16 protein-coding genes are annotated in these 16689 nt (G+C 64.7%); 6 read left to right on the top strand and 10 right to left on the bottom strand.

What is annotated here, in order from left to right:
- Positions 1 to 217: 217 nt before the first annotated feature.
- On the top strand, positions 218 to 1033 hold the full coding sequence (locus tag GSQ89_RS03715) for a folate-binding protein YgfZ (protein WP_158922143.1): 816 nt from the start codon (positions 218 to 220) through the stop codon (positions 1031 to 1033).
- A gap of 29 nt (positions 1034 to 1062) precedes the next feature.
- The gene (locus tag GSQ89_RS03710; protein ID WP_158922191.1) at positions 1063 to 1998 is read left to right on the top strand and encodes a radical SAM protein; all 936 of its coding nucleotides are present in this window, start codon (positions 1063 to 1065) and stop codon (positions 1996 to 1998) included.
- On the opposite strand, the gene GSQ89_RS03705 is transcribed toward GSQ89_RS03710, so the two are convergent.
- From GSQ89_RS03705 to GSQ89_RS03690, 4 genes are all read right to left on the bottom strand, one after another.
- On the bottom strand, positions 1881 to 2957 hold the full coding sequence (locus GSQ89_RS03705) for a hypothetical protein (RefSeq protein ID WP_158922141.1): 1077 nt from the start codon (positions 2955 to 2957) through the stop codon (positions 1881 to 1883). The two genes, GSQ89_RS03710 and GSQ89_RS03705, sit on opposite strands and share 118 nt — an antisense overlap.
- A gap of 4 nt (positions 2958 to 2961) precedes the next feature.
- Positions 2962 to 4371, bottom strand: a complete 1410-nt coding sequence (locus GSQ89_RS03700; protein WP_158922139.1) for an MBOAT family protein — start codon at positions 4369 to 4371, stop codon at positions 2962 to 2964.
- 5 nt (positions 4372 to 4376) lie between these two features.
- A complete protein-coding gene (locus GSQ89_RS03695; RefSeq protein WP_158922137.1) occupies positions 4377 to 4625 on the bottom strand; it encodes an acyl carrier protein in 249 nt (82 codons plus the stop codon).
- A gap of 285 nt (positions 4626 to 4910) precedes the next feature.
- Positions 4911 to 5519: a YqgE/AlgH family protein gene (locus GSQ89_RS03690; RefSeq protein ID WP_158922135.1), complete on the bottom strand. Its 609-nt coding sequence runs from the start codon at positions 5517 to 5519 to the stop codon at positions 4911 to 4913.
- 119 nt (positions 5520 to 5638) lie between these two features.
- Between GSQ89_RS03690 and GSQ89_RS03685 the strand changes: the two genes are divergently transcribed.
- Both GSQ89_RS03685 and GSQ89_RS03680 read left to right on the top strand, forming a co-directional pair.
- Positions 5639 to 6022, top strand: coding sequence for a Zn-ribbon domain-containing OB-fold protein (locus GSQ89_RS03685; RefSeq protein WP_158922133.1), 384 nt, complete (start codon positions 5639 to 5641; stop codon positions 6020 to 6022).
- Positions 6022 to 7176 carry an acetyl-CoA acetyltransferase gene (locus GSQ89_RS03680; RefSeq protein ID WP_158922131.1) on the top strand — a complete coding sequence of 385 codons (1155 nt, stop codon included), beginning with the start codon at positions 6022 to 6024 and terminating at the stop codon, positions 7174 to 7176. The genes GSQ89_RS03685 and GSQ89_RS03680 overlap by 1 nt, the downstream gene beginning before the upstream one ends.
- Before the next feature lie 4 nt (positions 7177 to 7180).
- On the opposite strand, the gene GSQ89_RS03675 is transcribed toward GSQ89_RS03680, so the two are convergent.
- A complete protein-coding gene (locus GSQ89_RS03675; RefSeq protein WP_158922129.1) occupies positions 7181 to 8203 on the bottom strand; it encodes a peptidyl-alpha-hydroxyglycine alpha-amidating lyase family protein in 1023 nt (340 codons plus the stop codon).
- Between the two features lie 59 nt (positions 8204 to 8262).
- On the opposite strand from GSQ89_RS03675, the gene GSQ89_RS03670 reads away from it, so the two are divergent.
- Together GSQ89_RS03670 and GSQ89_RS03665 are read left to right on the top strand one after the other, a co-directional pair.
- Positions 8263 to 8619 (top strand): type II toxin-antitoxin system Phd/YefM family antitoxin, encoded by a 357-nt coding sequence (locus GSQ89_RS03670; protein ID WP_216855995.1) that lies wholly within the window; start codon positions 8263 to 8265, stop codon positions 8617 to 8619.
- Positions 8616 to 9044, top strand: a complete 429-nt coding sequence (locus GSQ89_RS03665) for a type II toxin-antitoxin system VapC family toxin (protein ID WP_158922127.1) — start codon at positions 8616 to 8618, stop codon at positions 9042 to 9044. Before GSQ89_RS03670 ends, GSQ89_RS03665 begins: the two co-directional genes overlap by 4 nt.
- Positions 9045 to 9054: 10 nt before the next feature.
- Here the strand turns inward: GSQ89_RS03665 and GSQ89_RS03660 are convergent, their stop codons facing one another.
- The 5 genes from GSQ89_RS03660 to GSQ89_RS03640 all read right to left on the bottom strand — a co-directional run bounded on the left by GSQ89_RS03660 (position 9055) and on the right by GSQ89_RS03640 (position 16684).
- Positions 9055 to 10749: an alpha-keto acid decarboxylase family protein gene (locus tag GSQ89_RS03660; protein ID WP_158922125.1), complete on the bottom strand. Its 1695-nt coding sequence runs from the start codon at positions 10747 to 10749 to the stop codon at positions 9055 to 9057.
- 4 nt (positions 10750 to 10753) lie between these two features.
- Entirely contained in the window at positions 10754 to 12478 is a 1725-nt protein-coding gene (locus GSQ89_RS03655) for an FAD-dependent oxidoreductase (RefSeq protein WP_158922123.1), read from the bottom strand.
- 383 nt (positions 12479 to 12861) lie between these two features.
- Positions 12862 to 13743, bottom strand: a complete 882-nt coding sequence (locus GSQ89_RS03650; RefSeq protein ID WP_158922121.1) for a sulfotransferase — start codon at positions 13741 to 13743, stop codon at positions 12862 to 12864.
- Positions 13743 to 15389, bottom strand: a complete 1647-nt coding sequence (locus GSQ89_RS03645; RefSeq protein WP_158922119.1) for an acetolactate synthase large subunit — start codon at positions 15387 to 15389, stop codon at positions 13743 to 13745. The genes GSQ89_RS03650 and GSQ89_RS03645 overlap by 1 nt, the downstream gene beginning before the upstream one ends.
- A gap of 26 nt (positions 15390 to 15415) precedes the next feature.
- Positions 15416 to 16684: an amidohydrolase family protein gene (locus tag GSQ89_RS03640; RefSeq protein ID WP_158922117.1), complete on the bottom strand. Its 1269-nt coding sequence runs from the start codon at positions 16682 to 16684 to the stop codon at positions 15416 to 15418.
- Between the last annotated feature and the right edge of the window lie 5 nt (positions 16685 to 16689).

The following is a 16689-nucleotide window of genomic DNA, read 5'->3' as shown; positions in this document are numbered from 1 at the left end:
GTGGTGGCGGTGGCCGTCGTCACCTGCGCGTTGGGGGTGTTCGGCGGGTTGTCGGGGGCAGGGTTGGTGTGAGGGGGGCTTTTGCCGTTTCCAGCGAAGGCGTGGATGCTGACCTGCGTCAGCATGACGGGGGCGGGCGGTGGGTTGGTCATTTGGTGGGTTGGTGGTTGCTTCGGCGCGCGCTTGCGCGACACGTTGGCAGCATTAACTATACCGAATGGTTCAACTGACCCCGCTACCCGAACGAGGCGTCATAGCGATCGAGGGCGATGATCGTGTCGCCTTCCTTCAGGGCCTCGTTTCCAACGACATTGAAGCCGTCCGGCCAGGCCACGCCGTCTGGGCCGCCTTTCTGACGGCGCAGGGCAAGTGGCTGGCGGATTTCTTCGTCTTCGCCCACGCGGATGCGTTGCTGCTGGACTGCGAGGCCGAACAGGTGCCGATACTGGTCCAACGGCTGTCGCGCTACCGCTTGCGGATGCGGGTCACCCTGCGTCCCGAACCGGAATTGCATGTGCATGTCGCCTGGGCCGGTGATCCGGGCGTGGGCGGTATCGTCGCCCCCGATCCCCGGCTGCCCGGCCTGGGCTGGCGAATTTTGGCCGCCGAACCGCTGCCCGCCACCGCAACGCCCGAGGACTGGGACCGGCATCGGCTGGCGGCCGGCGTGCCCGACGGATCGAAGGACATGGAATCCGATCGCAGCGTCCTGTTGGAGGCCGGTTTCGACGAACTGGCCGGCGTTTCGTGGTCGAAAGGCTGCTACATGGGCCAGGAACTGACCGCTCGGACGAAATATCGCGGGTTGGTCAAGCGTCGGCTGGTGCCGGTGACTGTCGAGGGACCGTTGCCGCCAGCCGGGACCCCGGTGCTGCGGGATGGGGTAGAGGTCGGCTCCATGCGGTCCGGCCGGGATGGGATAGGCTTGGCGTCTTTGCGGCTGGATGCGATCGGCGCCACGTTGCACTGTGGGGATGCGACGCTGATGCCGTCCGTGCCAGCCTGGATGCGGTTGCCGGCTACGACATCCTGACCGCCGGGGGGAACGACTACGTGGACCAGATGACGGCCAGGCTGAACCCGGCGAAGTTCCGCGATCCGTTCACCACGGCGGCGGGGGAAACACGGGCGACAGTGGCGCTGCGGGCGCTGGAGACGCTGTGGTTCAACACCGGCACGCTGTGCAACCTGACCTGCCGCAACTGCTACATCGAATCATCCCCTCGCAACGACCGGCTGGCCTACCTGACCCTGGCCGAGGTCGAGACGTATCTGGATGAAATCGCTCGCGACCGGCTGCCGACGAAGCTGATCGGGTTTACCGGCGGCGAGCCGTTCATGAACCCCGACATTGTCCCGATGCTGGACGCCGTGTTGTCGCGCGGGCTGGATGCGCTGGTGCTGACCAACGCGATGAAGCCGCTGCGCAAGCTGCGCCCCGAGATGCTGGCGTTGCGGCAGCGTTATGGCGACCGGCTGACGATCCGCGTGTCACTCGACCACCACGATCCCGTCATTCATGAGCAGGAACGCGGCCGCCGCAGTTGGCGCCCCGCCCTCGACGGGCTGATCTGGTTGGCTCGTAATGGCTTCAGGCTCGACGTCGCCGGCCGCCGCTTCACCGGGGAAAGCGAGCAGTCGTTGCGGGAAGGATTTTCCCGACTTTTCGCGACGCATGACATTCCGGTGGATGCGCATGATCCGGTGCGGCTGATGTTGTTCCCGGAGATGGAACCGGAACGCGATGTGCCCGAGATCACCACCGCCTGCTGGGGCATCCTGCATAAGTCGCCGGATGACGTGATGTGCGCCGGTGCGCGCATGGTGGTGAAGCGCCGAGGCGCCCCGGCACCGGTGGTGCTGGCGTGTACTTTGCTGGCCTATGATCCGCGCTTCGAGATGGGAACGACTTTGGCCGAGGCGTCGGCGCCGGTGTCGCTCAACCACCCGTTCTGCGCGTCATTCTGTGTGCTGGGCGGAGCGTCCTGCAGCCGCTGAGCCAGCATGTCGCTGAAGCGTTCGGCGCCCTCCGGGTTCAGGTGGGAGAACATGTCGCCGAAGAACCGGTCCGGCCAATGCGGCATGATCTGCGACGCCACGCGGAAGTGTTTGTAGCGGCGTTCGTAGGCGGCGAGGTAGGCGGCGAAGCCGGCGGGCACCGCGGGGTTGACCACGTTCCATGTCGATTGGTTGATCGGCATGGCGATGAAGCGCGTCTCGATGCCGCGGCGGTCGAGTTCCGCCAGCAGTTGGTCGAAATAGTGGTCGAGGATCGGTAATGGCTTGAATGCGGCCATGTGGCCGTCCAGGGTGACGACGCTGTTGCCGGGGTCGGTGCCGAAATAATAGTGGCCGCGGGCTGCCAGGGTCTCGGCCAGCCAGCGCTGGTTGGTGGGCCAGCGGACGAAGAAGCCGCCATGCGCCAGGTTGGAAAAATACAGCGGCGGGAAGCGGACTTGGTACAGCCAGTCGCGGACGCGCGGCGGCACGCCCTCCAACGGTTGCGAGTCGTAGACCGAAAGATCGCCGGTCTGCCGTGTGGCCTCGCGCACGGCGGCGACCTCGGCATCGGAGATGATGCCGAAGCGAACGCTGCGTTCCCAGAACATGTCCGGGCGGCTGAAGTGACCCGGATCGATGGAGATGATCACCAGCCGCGGTGGCGTCGGGCAGGCCAGTGCTCGTTTCAGCATCGACAAGGCCTCGATCGCCTCGGCGCCGCCCATGGCGAGGTTGGCGACGCGGATCGGCAGCCTGGAAGGGAGGATATCGGCGGCGGCGCGGGAATCGCCCAGGACGATCGCCTCGCCCAGGTCGCAGGTGTCCAGCATCGTCTGCTTGGCGCGCCATGCGGTGTATTCGACGTCCATGAACGCCATCGGCATCCGCACCACCCAGACCCAGAGCGCGGCGAAACTCACGACGGCGGACAGTCCGAACAGGACCAGGTAGCGCACCGGGTCAGAACCGGAAATACAGGAATTCGCTGGTGCCGCCGGCGGCGAGCACGCCCAGCGTGGCGGCGCATCCCATGGCGACGGCCCATTGCGGCGACGGCCGCCAGGGGAGGCGGGACGCTGGTTCGCCCAGCATCCATTGCCGTGTCGTCGGAGCGAGCCAGACGATCGCATACAGGATAACGAGCCAGAGGATTTGGGCGGGGACGTGGATGTCCGGTTGCAGATCGCCGATGCCGTGCAGACCGGCCATGCCAGCGAGCATGGACCCCGCCCGAGCGGCGGTGGTGGAGCGGAACAAGACGGCGCCGACCAGCACGCAAAGATAGGTCAGCGCCACGGCGACCCAAGCCGGAAGGACTCGGCCGTGCTTCACCCGCCAGACGTGGTTGACCAGCAGGAACGCCGTGTGCAGCAGCCCGAACAGCAGGAACACCCAGGTGGCGCCATGCCACAGGGAGATCAGCATCATCGTCACCACGATCGGGCCGCCGATCATGCTGACGAACCCGGCCGCGGTCGCCTGCGATCGCGCATCGATCGGCCGTCCATGGGCTTTCCGCCAGCGCAGGATCGCCAGGGTCATCGGCGCGTGCACGGTGGTCATCAGGAACCGGGTCAGCGACATATGCCAGCGCTGCCAGTAGGCGGTGACCGAGGTGGCTCGATACGGCTGGTCGAAGTTGTCCGGGTAGCGCAGACCGACCATCCAGGCGATGCCGATCGCCATGTCGGTGTAGCCGGAGAAGTCGAAATACAATTGCAGCGAATAGCACGTCGCGGCCTGCCAGGCCGGGAACAGGGTCAGCGCACCGGGATGGGCGAAACCCGGGTTGATGACGGTCAGCAGCGGGTCGGCCAGCAAGGTCTTCTTCAGCAGCCCGATGACGAAAAACCCGCTGCCGGTGGCTAGGTTGCCGCCGGTGAGTCGCCATCCATCGGTTCGCGCGAATTGCGGCAGCGTTTCCCTCGGGTTGAGGATGGGGCCGGCCAGCAGGGCGGGAAAGAACCCGGCGAACAGGGCGTAATCGCGCACCTTGGGTGGCGGTGTCTCGCCGTCGGCGTGATACAGCAGGCAGCCGATCTGGGTGAACGTGAAGAAGCTGAGGCCCAGGGCCGGCTGTGCATCCAGGTATTTGAACCAAGCCAGGACGGCGAGGTTGAGCGCTACGCCGGTTGCCGCCCATCTGCCTGGCCTGGCGGACACGTGCATCGCGTGCAGGCATCCGAGGTTACCGGCGATCGACAAAATCAACAGCGGCAGGAACGCCGGGGCGCCGGCGGCGTAGAACAGCAGCGACGCGGCGATCAACCAGGTCTTCGCCGATGCCTGCCCCCAGCGTCCGGCCAGCGCGAAGCCGCACAACGCCACCGGCAGGAAGCCCAGCAGGAACGGAAAACCGTTGAACGGCACCGCGGTCAGGCCGCCATCAACGCCTGCTTGGCCGCGATCATATCGAGCAGATCGCGGACGGTGACCAGGCGGTCGATCTCGGCAAGTTCGAACTGCAGCCCGAACCGGCACTCAACCTCGACCACCACGGTGACGAGGTCCATCGAGTCCCAGCCGGCCACGTCCTCGAACCGCGTCGCCGGGGTGCATTCCAGCGAGGGGTCGAGCAACAGCTCGCGGAGGATCGTGGTAATCTCGGCTAAGGGTCTGGCCATTGCCCGCTCCTTCCGTAAGGCAGGCGGCCGATATACGCGCGAAATGCTACCGAAACGTTAACGAGGGCCGCCAGCCGTAGGCCGCGGGGACAGACAAGTGCCTCGGCGTCGGCGCCAGACCCCGGCCCGTCATGGCGAACGAAGACCGCCATCCGCGCCTTTGCCGAGAACAGCATAGCAAGGCATGCATGCCGACCGCCGTCGGCATGACGATGAGAGGCCGATGGCGGTCGCTAGACGACCCGATCGTTTCGCCGCACACCCTTTGTCTTCAATGCCTCAGCGTCAGGCGTGGCCGGCGGTGTCGGACAGCAGCAGCGGATCGACGCGCAACTTGGCGAAGGCGCGCCGCCATTTGGTGTCGTGCTGGCCGTCGAACAGCAGCGTCTCATCGGCTGGGGCCGACAGCCAGGAATTCGCCTGGATTTCCTGGTCGAGCTGACCCGGCCCCCAGCCCGCATAGCCCAGCGCGAGGACACATTCCCGCGGCCCGCCGCCCTCGGCGATAACCTTCAGCACGTCCAGGCTGGCAGTCAGGGCCATAGTGCCGTCGACCTTCAGGCTGCCCTCCCCCGTCCAGTCGGTGGTGTGCAGCACGAAACCGCGGGCGTTCTCGACCGGGCCGCCGGCACATAGCTTGATCTGCCGGACGGGTGGCAGCGGTTCGACGCTGAGTTGCTTCAGCAGGTCGTCGAACGTCGGCTTGACGATCGGGCGATTCAGAATCAGGCCCATCGCGCCTTCCGGCGTATGCGCACACACGTAGATGACGCTCTGCTGAAAGCGCGGGTCCGCCAACGCCGGCATGGCGATCAGCAGTTGGCCGGTCAGGAAGCCCTCGGGAACCGGCTGACCAGGCGGGGAAGCGACAGTCTGGGAGAAAAAATTGGCCATTGGCGAAATTTGGTCTCAACCCTTCATCTGTGCAAGCGCTTCGATATCGCTACCGGCTGGTTTGTCTACCGCCTATGGCCTTGCTAGTTTGCCGGCGCATTGCCAGAGGAAGCCGTCCCATGCCGAACGCGACCGAATCGCCCCTTGCGACATACATCGCGCATCTCAAACGCGGTGAGTTGGGGTATCAGTTCAGCCCCTCGGCTCAACAGGTAGTGTTCTACCCGCGGGTCATCGCGCCGAAGACGGGGGCGGCGGATCTGGAATGGCGGGTCAGCAAGGGACTCGGGACGGTGCATGCGACCACGGTGGTGCACCCACAGCAGGGGCCAAAATACAATGTGTGCCTGGTCGACGTGGACGAGGGGTTCCGGATGATGAGCCGGGTCGAGGACATCGAGCCGACCGCCGTCAAGATCGGCCTGCGGGTGAAATTCCGCGTGCATACGCCAGAGGGCGACGAAGACCCCTACCCCGTGTTCACGCCGGCGGAGAGCGTCTGATGAGCAACGTAACCCGCGGCAGCGTCGCCATTGTCGGCGCCGCCGAATCCGATCTGGGCGCGGTCGCCGCGCTGATGAGCCCGATCGACCTGATGGCGCAAGGCATTCACCGAGCGCTGGAGGATGCGGGGCTGACCCTGGCCGATGTGGACGGGGTGTTCTGTGCGACCACCCAGGCGCGTACCTCGGCGATGTCGCTGGTCGAATATCTGGGGCTGCCGAACGCCTATACCGACAGCACGATCGTCGGCGGGTCGTCGTTCGAGATCCATGTCGCCCATGCCCATGCGGCGTTGGAAGCCGGGCTGTGTTCGGTGGCGGTCGTCGCCTACGGCAGCACCCAGCGCACCGTCGGCCGCCGAGCATCCAGTGCTCGGGAATTCAATCCCTATGAAACGCCATACAAGCCGTTCCTGCCGGCGACGGCGTATGCGATGGCGGCGAACCGGCACATGCACGAGTATGGCACCACGCGCGAGCACATGGCCGCGGTGGCGGTGGCGGCGCGTGAATGGGCGCTGCTGAACCCGGTGGCGTGGGAGAAGAAGCCGCTGACCATCGCCGATGTGCTAAATGCTCGGCCGATCAGCGATCCGTTCACCGTCCGCGACATCTGCCTGGTGACCGATGGCGGTGGGGCGATCGTTCTGGTGCGGGCGGACCGGGCGCGCAGCATGAAGCAGAAGCCGGTGTATGTGCTGGGCAGCGGTCAGTCGATCACGCATGCTTCGATCACCTCGATGCCGGTGCTGACGCATACCGGGGCGATCGAATCCGGTGCTCAGGCTTATCGGGCGGCTGGCGTGAAGCCATCGGACGTGAAGGTGCTGGCGCTGTACGACGCGTTCACCATCAACACGATCCTGTTCCTGGAGGATCTGGGGTTCTGCGCGAAGGGCGAGGGCGGGCCGTTCGTGTCGGGCGGTCGGATCGCGCCGGGCGGATCGCTGGCGGTCAACACCAATGGCGGCGGGCTGTCGTACTGCCACCCGGGAATGTACGGGCTGTTCCTGCTGATCGAGGCGGTGCGGCAGTTGCGCGGCACCTGCGGCCAGCGCCAAGTCGCCGGCGCCGAGGTGGCGCTGGTGCATGGAAACGGCGGCGTGCTGTCAGCTCAGGCGACGAATATCCTTGGCGGGCCGGCGACGGTTTAACGGGCTATTTGAGGGTGAAGCGGTCTACCCGCTTCCCCTCATTCGAGGCGCCGTAGATCGTGCCGTTCGCGTCGGCGGCGACGCCCTCCGGTCCGACCTTGTCACCCTCCGGCCGGGGGATGAAGTATTTGACCGAACCATCCGCGGCATTGCCGATGCGAATGCCGTGGCGGCAGCCGGGGTCGGTCGTGCAGCCGGTCTTGTCGGTGGTCTGCGAATCCGCCACGTAGATCATGTCTTTCGCGTCCACGTAGACTCCGCTGGGGCGGCCGAATTGCCGCCAGTCCGCGAGGAACTTGCCGTTCGCGTCGAACACCTGGATGCGGTTGTTGGAGCGGTCGGCCACGTAGACCCGTTCGTGCGAGTCCACTGCGATGGCGTGTGGAACATCGAACTCGCCGGGTGCGCTGCCCTTTTTGCCCCAAGCCAGCAGGAATTTTCCGGTCTTGGAGAACTTGACGACTCGCGCGTTGGAGTCGTCGCCGTGGCCGTCGGAGACGAAGATGTCGCCGTTGCGGGCGATCGCGATCCCGGTCGGACGGTTGAAGTAACCGGGGGCGTCTCCCGGCATGCCGGCCTTACCGAGTTTCATCAGGACTTTGCCGGTTGGGCTGAATTTGACGACCTGCTGGCCCTTGCCGTTCTTGCCGTCGGCATCGGCGACCCACACGTTGCCGTCCGGATCGACGGCGATGCCGTGCGGAAACACGAACATGCCGGCCCCGAAGGCCGCCGACAGTTTGCCGGTGGGGTCGAAGTGCAGGATGGGGGGTAGTTTCGAGTCGAGACAGCTTTCGGCGCCGCAACGCTCGAACACCCAGACGCTTTTGCCGTCGCGGTCGATGGCCACGGTGGTCGTGGCGCCCCACGTCCGGCCGGTCGGCATCTGGCCGAACGAGGTGGCGGCGTTGTACGGGTTGGGCAGGTCGATGCTGGGCGGTGGGGTGCCTTGTGCCCATGCGGACGTCGCGCCGGTGACGGCGATGGTTGCCGCAATGAGGATTTCGGCCAGTTTGATAGGTCGCATGGACACTTCCCCTTTTTGTTTGACTATCGTTAGCAGGTTTGGGGGAAGTGTGCGAAGGCGTGGATTGGTTGCAAATCGCGCCAGTGATCCTTAATCTGGTCGAACTGACTAGAATTTTGAGAGTTGTGCCGATGTCTCCACGTCAATCATCCGGCGATCGACCGAATCACTGGCCCTTGCAGAATGCAAAGGCGCGTTTCAGCGAGCTGGTGCGACGAGCCCGGAGTGATGGGCCGCAGCATGTCACGGTTCATGGACGTGACGAAGTCGTGGTCATCTCGGCGGAAGCGTTCAGGCGCCTTTCAGGGGGTGAAACCGGCCAGGCGCTGATCGATGCGCTGCAATCTTCGCCGTACCGTGATTTTGATATCGAACCAGTTCGACAGGCGATGCCGGTTCGCGATGTCATCCTGTGACGGGCTGGCTGCTGGATACGAATATTCTGTCGGAACTGCGTAGGCCACGCCCTGAACGGCGTGTGGTGGACTTCGTCCGCAGGCAGCCGCTCGACCTGTTGTTCGTAAGTGTGGTGACGTTTTCCGAGATCCGGCTTGGAATCGAATGCGCACCCGACCCGCTGCGCCGAACCGAACTGAACGAATGGCTGACGCACAAAGTCCGACCCATGTTTGAGGGGCGCATTCTACCGATCAGTGAAGATGTCATGCTGCAATGGCGGCTGTTGGTCGAGGACGGGCGTAAGGTAGGCCACACTTTCACACAGCCTGATCTGATCATCGCGGCGACCGGGCTGCATCATGGATTGACCATCGTGACTCGCGACACGGGGGATTATTCCCGGACGCGGGCCGCTGTGCTCAATCCATGGATTGCTTCGTAGGCGGGTCGTTCTATCCGCCCCGGCGGTTTGACCTTCGCAGCGTCGGCGGGGTCGCGGCCAGTCGTTCCAGTTGCGGTGCCAGATCCTTTTCCGGAATGATCACTTCCACCAGCACTGGTCCGTCCGTCACCTTTACCACGTCGGCCAGGACCGTGCGCAGGCTGCCGACCGTATCGGCGCGGACGCCGGTTGCGCCGAAGCCTTTCGCCAGCGCGAGGTAGTCCCAGACGGGCAGTATGTCGAAGGGGGCGAACTCGCCGTCGGGCTTGAAGGCATCCAGGTTCACGAAGGCCTGTTCGATGGCGTAGACATTGTTGCTCATGACGAAGATGGCGGCGTTCTTCTTCGCCATCACCAGGCTGGAGAGTTCCTGGCAGATCATGCGGAACCCGCCATCGCCCGCCACCACGAAGGCTCGCTTGTTGCTGCCCAGCATGACGCCCAGCGCGGCGCCGGTTTCGTGGCCGAGCGATCCCCAGGCGGCGTTGGAGATGAACCCATCGCGCGGCAGGCCAAACAGATTGCCGAAAACGTAGAGCGATGTGCTCTCGCCCAGGACCAGCGCGGTGCTGTTCACCAGGTTCTCACGCCGGAGGAAATCGGCCAGTTCGTACATGAAGATGTTGTAGGTCAGGCCGTCGGTTGGTTGCGCGGCCGGCGGGTTCCCGGGTCGTTGCGGCAGCCGCACGGGCGGAGGCGCGGCGTTTTCGTACCGCGCCAGCAAGCCCTCGATGAAGTCCCGCATGGTCACCTGGTGATAGTATTGGTGGCCGATGCGAACTTCCTCCTCGGTCACCTCGATCATGACGCCGAAGCTGGAGGCCATGATGTTCAGGTAGTCGTCGGTGATGATGGTTCCCAATGCAACGACACAATCGGACGCCGACACGAAATCCCAGGTACTGGGCGGCGAGGCGGGACCGGCATAGGTGCCGATGAATTGCGGCTGCGCCTCATCCAGCACGGTCTTGCCCAGGGAGGTGGTGGTGAACGGCAGACCACTGCGATCCACCAGCGCCTGTAACGTGTCGCGCAGCCCGAAGCGGGCGATTTGCACGCCGGCCCAGATCACCGGCTGCCTCGCTGCCTGGATGCGTGCCCAGGCAGCGTCCAATGCGGCGTGCAGTGACGCGGGGTCGCTGACGGTGACGATAGGCGCCAGGGTCCCGCTGGGCTCGCCGCATGGCAGTGTCCATACGTTCTTCAATACCTCGATATAGATCGGGCGCCGATGGGTCAGCATCGCGGTGAATGCCGAGTCGATCTGTTCGGCCGCCTTCGCCGGATCGTCGATGATCAGCGACGCCACGGTGACGTTCTGGAACACGATCCGATCGGCCTGAAGATCGCCGGTGCTGTGGTGGAACAGGATTTTCTTGGTCCGTTCCAGAACCCGATCGGACGTGCTGGGGCTGGCGGAGATCACCACCACCGGCACCCGTTCCACATACGATCCGGCGACGCAGTCCAGCAGACTGAACGTGCCGACGCCGTACTGCACGCAGGCACAACCGACACCTTTGTAGCGTCCATAACCATCGGCGGCGTAGCCCGAACCGAGTTCGTTGATGTTGGCGACGCGGGTGATGCCTGGGCTACTGTCCAGGACATCGATAAATGGGGCCGCATAGTCGCCGGGGACGGTGAAGACGTGCTCCACGCCGACGTCCCGCAAACGAGCGATGATGTATTGGGCGACGTTCATGACTTTACCCCACTGGCGGTGGATTCAGGCAACTCGGTGTCGCATCGTCGAGCGTCTGTTTGGCGCCGGTCACCGTGACCCCGCCCGACAGATCGCCGCATCCCGGACACGGGTTCGGCATCAGCGCGTAGTTCGGATCGGTGATCCATGTTGGCCGCGTCAGGCCGAAGAAATCCTCCAGCATGGATTCGGCTATGTCGAGCGCGCCTTCGACCCAGCCCTGGCCGTATGAATAGGCCTCACCGACGATGAAGATGTCCTGGTCGTCCACCGGCTTGCGCATCCGGCACATGATTTCATCGAGGCGGAAGTTCGATTTCCATTCGTGCCAGCCGCCGCCGTAGGGATCTTCGTTCCAGGTGTGGTAGACCGCCGAATACGGTAGCGGAATGTCCGGCATGGCGTGCATCGCGGCAACTTGGCGGTTGGCGGCGGAGACCATCTCGTCGGTGGCATGGAACGGCGTGTCGGGGATCGGGTTGGTGACCGTCGACTTGAGGGTGTCGGGCACGTAGCCTCGGTAGGGTGCGCCTTCTTCCAGGCTTTTCCAGAACGGCACCGTGCCCATGTCGTTGTAGCTGGCCATCAGCAGGGAGTTCATGTACGGCAGGCCGCCTGGCTGTTCCGCCTCGGTGCCGAAATAGTAGGTCTGGCGCACCGGCAGGTCGGTGACGGACCGGCCGGCTTCCAGCCCAAGCGCGCGCCACCACGGTGTTTCGTAGGCCAAGAACAGCTTGAATGCGGTCTGGATCAGCACCGATGGGATGTTCGCCTTCAGCCAGGGGTCATCGAAGAAGCTGCTCTTGATCAGCTCAAGCGAGCGGCGTGGCATCGCCAGGATGATCTTTTTCGCCCGTATGGTGATCGGGCCGGCGTTGTGCAGCAGCCTGGTCTGCGCTCTCTCGGTGATCGTGGGTTGGAAGTGCAACGTGTAGGGATATTCGCCGGTGCCGATCTCGATTTCCGCGAGACGGTGGTTCAGCATGGTGCGGTGGCCGATGGGCAGGCCGCCCGGCATGTCCTCGTTGAATTCCTTGGCGAGCCTGATCGGCAGTTGGTCGTAGCCGTCGCGCAACGTCAGGAACTGCGTGGTGTCGGTGTATTCGGTGGCCGGCAATTGGGTGACCGCGTTGGCGTTGGCGACGTTCGCTTCGTATCCGCCGGCGTCCTTCATGAACTGATAGCCCTCATTGCTGAGGACGCGGTTGGCGAGGTCCCAGAAACCCCATTTCCACAGCGGCCGCCCATAGGCGGTGACTTTCATCAGGTCGCACAGCGACAGGTTTTCCATGCCGGGGAAGATGTTGTTCATCATCCGCACTTGCAGGTTGGTCGGTCCCTGGCCTCGTTCGCTGAACGACATATTGTAAGGGACTTTGTCGGGATCGGCGAGTTCGTGCAGGCGAAGGTGCTTGCCGCGCAGGTAAAACAGATTGCAGTTGGCGCCGACAGGTTCCGGCGCGCCCATCGGGAAATCCTTTTTCGCCAGCCCGAGATGATCCACCAGACTGGCGACCATGATGTGCTGGGTGGGGATATAGCGCATGCCGCCGACCTCGGCCTTCACGTTCGGCAGACCGGGGATCGTGACTGTGTAGAGTCGGCCGCCGATGCGGTCGCTGTACTCGAACAGGGCGATTTTTGCTTCGGCGCCGAGGCTTTGCTGCAGCCGCCATGCCGAGTAAGCACCGGATACGCCGGCACCCACGACTGCGATATCGAGATCCATACCGTGTTCCTCCCCCGCTGGAGAAGGGCGGTATCACAGTTGCGTTATATGGGCAACAAACAACCGGAAGGTGAAATTGTTGGGTGATGCTGCCGGATCCGGCGTGGCGGGGTCGGCTGGGCTGGCGGATCCGGCGTTCGGGGGCGGTAAATTGCTGGTTATGGTTCCATGCCGGAAGGATAGGCCGGGCTGTCACGTTTTCGTGTACGTAGATGGGACGGTACTTTTGGGCATGGTGAGCACGGGGCCGTCTTTTTGTTACTTTTACGTAGTAACAAAAGGCGTAGATGCCGATCTGCATCGGCATGACGGTGGTGATGGGGGGTGACGGGCGTGGTGATGACCCGGGTGACTAGACGTGACGAGGGAGGTAGCGGCGGGGGTTATGGTGTCCAACCGAACCGGGGAAACATCCAGCCCAGGACATTCACAATCATGGCGTTCATCTCCGGCGTGAACGTCGTCTGCCAGTCCCCGGATACGCCCTTCCGGAAGAACGACCCATCCAGTGCCACACCCGGGGCTCGACCGCCGGACAGTGCGGTGAACGACGACCTGGCAACGCACTCGGCCACAATGGCGTCGTCGTGAGCCACGCCGAGGAAATGGAACAACGCGACAGCCACCGGCAATAGCGCCGTCCGCATGTGTTCGTAGGTCACGACCATGCAATCGGCCGGGTATTGCTCGGTCAGCGCAAACATCGTGCGGGCGCCGTTGTCCAGCGATGACAACGCGCTGGAAATGAAGGCGGTCTTTGCCGCGATCTCGTCGGGCCTCGGTTTCGACTGGTGGAAGAAGTGCCAGGCCGACGCAAGGACGTCGCGGGGATCGCGGGCGATGCCGATGAATTTCGCATTCGGGAACAGGGTTTTCAGGCGCGCGAAGAAAAACACATTCTCCGGCGTCTTCTCCCCGATCGCTCGGCAGTTCTCGCCGGCGCCGTGGCGGTCCAAGGCCAGCAGCACGCCCGAACCGAGGAGGAATTCGGTATCGTCCGCATCCGGCAACGGATACCCACTGCCGTGGCGGAACACCGTCTCATTCTTCGCCGCGATCGCCTCACGCCGTGTCACCGCCATGGCCTCCAGCGGTTCCGCGAGATACTTCGTGAACAGGCCTTCGCCGCGGCAAGACACCTCGGGGTGGCTGTCGAGGAGATATTGCAGCCAGGTGGTGCCCGACCGAGGCGCACCGCCGACAAAGAACAACTGCCGCCGCAACAGGCGCAGGATCGCCTCCTGCCGGTCAACCCAGGGTACCATCAAGCGGACGCGGGCTTGTGCGCCCGCAACTCATCCACCAGCACGCGGATGTTCTCGCTGTAGTCGATCGGCACCGCGACAAGGTGCACGCCGCCGCCGGTGAACGCGGCTTCCAGCACCGGGATCAGGTCGGCGGTCGCGGTCACGCGGGTGCCCTTGGCGCCGTAGCTCTCGGCGTATCTGACGAAGTCGGGGTTGCCGAAGGTCAGGCCGAAATCGGGGAATTCGTCCACCGCCTGCTTCCAACGGATCATGCCGTAGGCACCGTCGTCCAGGATCAGGACGACCAGGTTCAGCTTCAGGCGGACGGCCGTCTCCATCTCCTGGCTGTTCATCATGAACCCGCCGTCGCCGCACACGGCCATCACGCGCCGTTCCGGATACAGAATGGCGGCCATGATCGCCGACGGCAGCCCCGCGCCCATCGTCGCCAGCGCGTTATCCAGCAGCAGCGTGTTGGCGAACAAGGTGCGATAATTCCGAGCAAACCAGATCTTGTACATGCCGTTGTCGAGGGCGACGATGCCGTCGGGCGGGATCACTTTGCGCACGTCATGCACGATACGCTGCGGCGTGGGCGGCCAGCGGTCCTCAGTGTTGCGGTCGGCGATCCGGCTCAGGATGCCGTCTCGCAATGACAGCAGAGCACCGGCATGGGGCAGTTTGCCCTCCAACCGGTCGGCCAGCAGTTCCAGGCTGGGGCCGACATCGCCGACGACCTCGGCGTGCGGGAAGTAGACCTGATCGACGTTGGCGGGCGTGTAGCTGATGTGGATCACGCGCGGTCCATCCGGACCCATGATGAACGGCGGCTTCTCGATCGTGTCGTGACCGATCGCAATAATCACATCCGCTCGGTCTATCGCGTCGTGCACGTAGTCGCGCTCCGACAGGGCGGCGGTGCCCATGTAGAGGTTGGTGCCGCTGGCCACCGTGCCCTTGCCCATCTGAGTGGTGAAGAACGGGATTTGCGTGCGCCGCACGAAGCCGGCGAGGCCGGCGGTCGAACGCGGCCGCGACGCCGCGGCGCCCAGCATGATCAGCGGGCGCTTCGCCGCGAGGATCATCTCCGCCGCCCGGTCCAGCGCCACGCGGTGCGCGACGGGGGTCTCGATCGGATGGATCGGGAACGGTTGCAGATCGGGGGCGTCCTCGGATGCCACGTCTTCCGGCAGTTCCAGCAGGACGGGGCCAGGCCGTTCCTCCATGGCGACGCGGAAGGCGTCGCGCACGGTGGCGGGGATGCTGGCGCTGCCGGCGATCTGCCGGGACAGTTTCGTCAATGGCTTGAAGGCGCCGACGATATCGACGATCTGGAAGCGCGCCTGGCGGCTGGTGTGGATCGCCTTCTGGCCGGTGATCATCACCATCGGCATGGCCCCCAACAGCGCGTAGGCGGCGCCGGTGGTCAGGTTCAGCGCGCCTGGACCCAGCGTGGCGATGCAGACCCCGGGCTTGCCGGTCAGCCGGCCGTAGGTCGCCGCCATGAACGCCGCGGCTTGCTCATGCCGGGTGACGATCAGCTTGATGGAGGACCGCCGCAGGCTTTCCACAACCGCGAGGTTTTCCTCGCCCGGCACGCCGAAGATGCGTTCGACGCCCTCGTTCTCCAGCGCGGCGACGAGGAGGTCGGATCCCTTCGGCATGTCGATCCCTTTCGATACGGGGCGTGTTACTCCGCCGCCCGCATCGGTTGGGATTGCAGGCGGGTTCGGTCCAGCTTGTATGCCTCGCCGCCTTTCATGATAGCAACCAGGCGATCCTTATGCCGCAGGATGCTCACGTCGGCGACCGGATCGCCATCGACCAGCAGCAGGTCGGCGAGGTAGCCCTCGCGCACCTGCCCAGCCTGGATACCCATCAGCGCGGCGCCGTTCTGGGTGGCGCAGACCAGGGCTTCGGACGGGGAGTAGCCCAGGTAGTTGACGAAATGGCCGATGTCGCGGGCGTTGTCGCCATGCGGGGTGCGGGCGAAGCCGTAATCGCCGCCGATGACGACCTTGATACCGCGCTTCTTCATTTCGGGATACGACCGGGACGCGGCGGCGAGGCCCAGTTCGATGCCGTGCCGGATGCCGCGAGGGATGGCGCCTTCCGGGGCTTCATGCACGGCGGCATGCAGCAGGCCGATGGCGGGACCGATGAACACCCGGTCCTTGACCGATTCCAGTAGGTCGAGCGCCTCCTCATCGGCGTGTTCGCAGTGGTAGATCACATCCACTCCGCATCGCACCGCCCGTTTGACCGACTCCGACGCTCTGCAGTGGGCGTTGACCTTGCGTCCGAACGCGTGCGCGGCGGTGACGCCGGCCAGGATTTCGGCTTCCGACATCACGGTGCGGGGCAGATCGCCGGTGCGGGTATGATCGTCGCCGGAGATGTTGAGTTTGATACTATCCACGCCCTCCCGCACGCACAGACGGGCGAGGCGGGTGATCTCATCCGGACCGTCGCCGACGATGGCGAAGCTTTCGCGGATCTGATGCACCCGGCGTTCGTCGCCGAGGCCGCCGGTAACAGTGATCTCCGGGCCGCAGGCGCGCAGCCGGGGGCCTTGCAGTTCACCGGCCTCGATGGCGTTGCGGATGACGACGTCGATGCGCAGCTTGGCGCTGGCCGCGCTGTAGGCACTGGTGAAACCATGATCCAGCAGCAGGCGGGCGCTGCGGGCGGCGATGAGGGTGTGTTCCTCGGGCGGGGTGTCGCCGATATCGGTGCCGCGGGCGGCGTTGATGAAGGTGATGTGGGCGTGGCCCTCCACCAGGCCGGGCATCAGGGTCATGCCGTTGGCGTCGACGATGTCGGCGCCGGTGGGGTCGAGTTGGCCCCGGTCCTTGGCGACGGTGCGGATGCGTTCGCCCTCGATCAGGACGTCGGCGGGGAAAGCTTGGGCGCCTGAGCCATCCCAGACGCGGCAGTTTCTGAACAAGGTGCGGGTCATGACGG

The organism is Acidisphaera sp. S103 (genome assembly GCF_009765975.1).
GTDB lineage: Bacteria > Pseudomonadota > Alphaproteobacteria > Acetobacterales > Acetobacteraceae > Rhodopila.
The sequence above is the reverse complement of the archived record's forward strand: the minus strand, read 5'-3'. Positions and strand labels throughout refer to the sequence as shown.

Bases quoted from the DNA above. Each gene is read 5' to 3' on its own strand.
- GSQ89_RS03715 (WP_158922143.1), top strand. From the start codon at position 218: ATGGTTCAACTGACCCCGCTACCCGAACGAGGCGTCATAGCGATCGAG.
- GSQ89_RS03710 (WP_158922191.1), top strand. From the start codon at position 1,063: ATGACGGCCAGGCTGAACCCGGCGAAGTTCCGCGATCCGTTCACCACG.
- GSQ89_RS03695 (WP_158922137.1), bottom strand. From the start codon at position 4,625: ATGGCCAGACCCTTAGCCGAGATTACCACGATCCTCCGCGAGCTGTTG.
- GSQ89_RS03690 (WP_158922135.1), bottom strand. From the start codon at position 5,519: ATGGCCAATTTTTTCTCCCAGACTGTCGCTTCCCCGCCTGGTCAGCCG.
- GSQ89_RS03685 (WP_158922133.1), top strand. From the start codon at position 5,639: ATGCCGAACGCGACCGAATCGCCCCTTGCGACATACATCGCGCATCTC.
- GSQ89_RS03680 (WP_158922131.1), top strand. From the start codon at position 6,022: ATGAGCAACGTAACCCGCGGCAGCGTCGCCATTGTCGGCGCCGCCGAA.
- GSQ89_RS03675 (WP_158922129.1), bottom strand. From the start codon at position 8,203: ATGCGACCTATCAAACTGGCCGAAATCCTCATTGCGGCAACCATCGCC.
- GSQ89_RS03660 (WP_158922125.1), bottom strand. From the start codon at position 10,749: ATGAACGTCGCCCAATACATCATCGCTCGTTTGCGGGACGTCGGCGTG.
- GSQ89_RS03655 (WP_158922123.1), bottom strand. From the start codon at position 12,478: ATGGATCTCGATATCGCAGTCGTGGGTGCCGGCGTATCCGGTGCTTAC.
- GSQ89_RS03650 (WP_158922121.1), bottom strand. From the start codon at position 13,743: ATGGTACCCTGGGTTGACCGGCAGGAGGCGATCCTGCGCCTGTTGCGG.
- GSQ89_RS03645 (WP_158922119.1), bottom strand. From the start codon at position 15,389: ATGCCGAAGGGATCCGACCTCCTCGTCGCCGCGCTGGAGAACGAGGGC.
- GSQ89_RS03640 (WP_158922117.1), bottom strand. From the start codon at position 16,684: ATGACCCGCACCTTGTTCAGAAACTGCCGCGTCTGGGATGGCTCAGGC.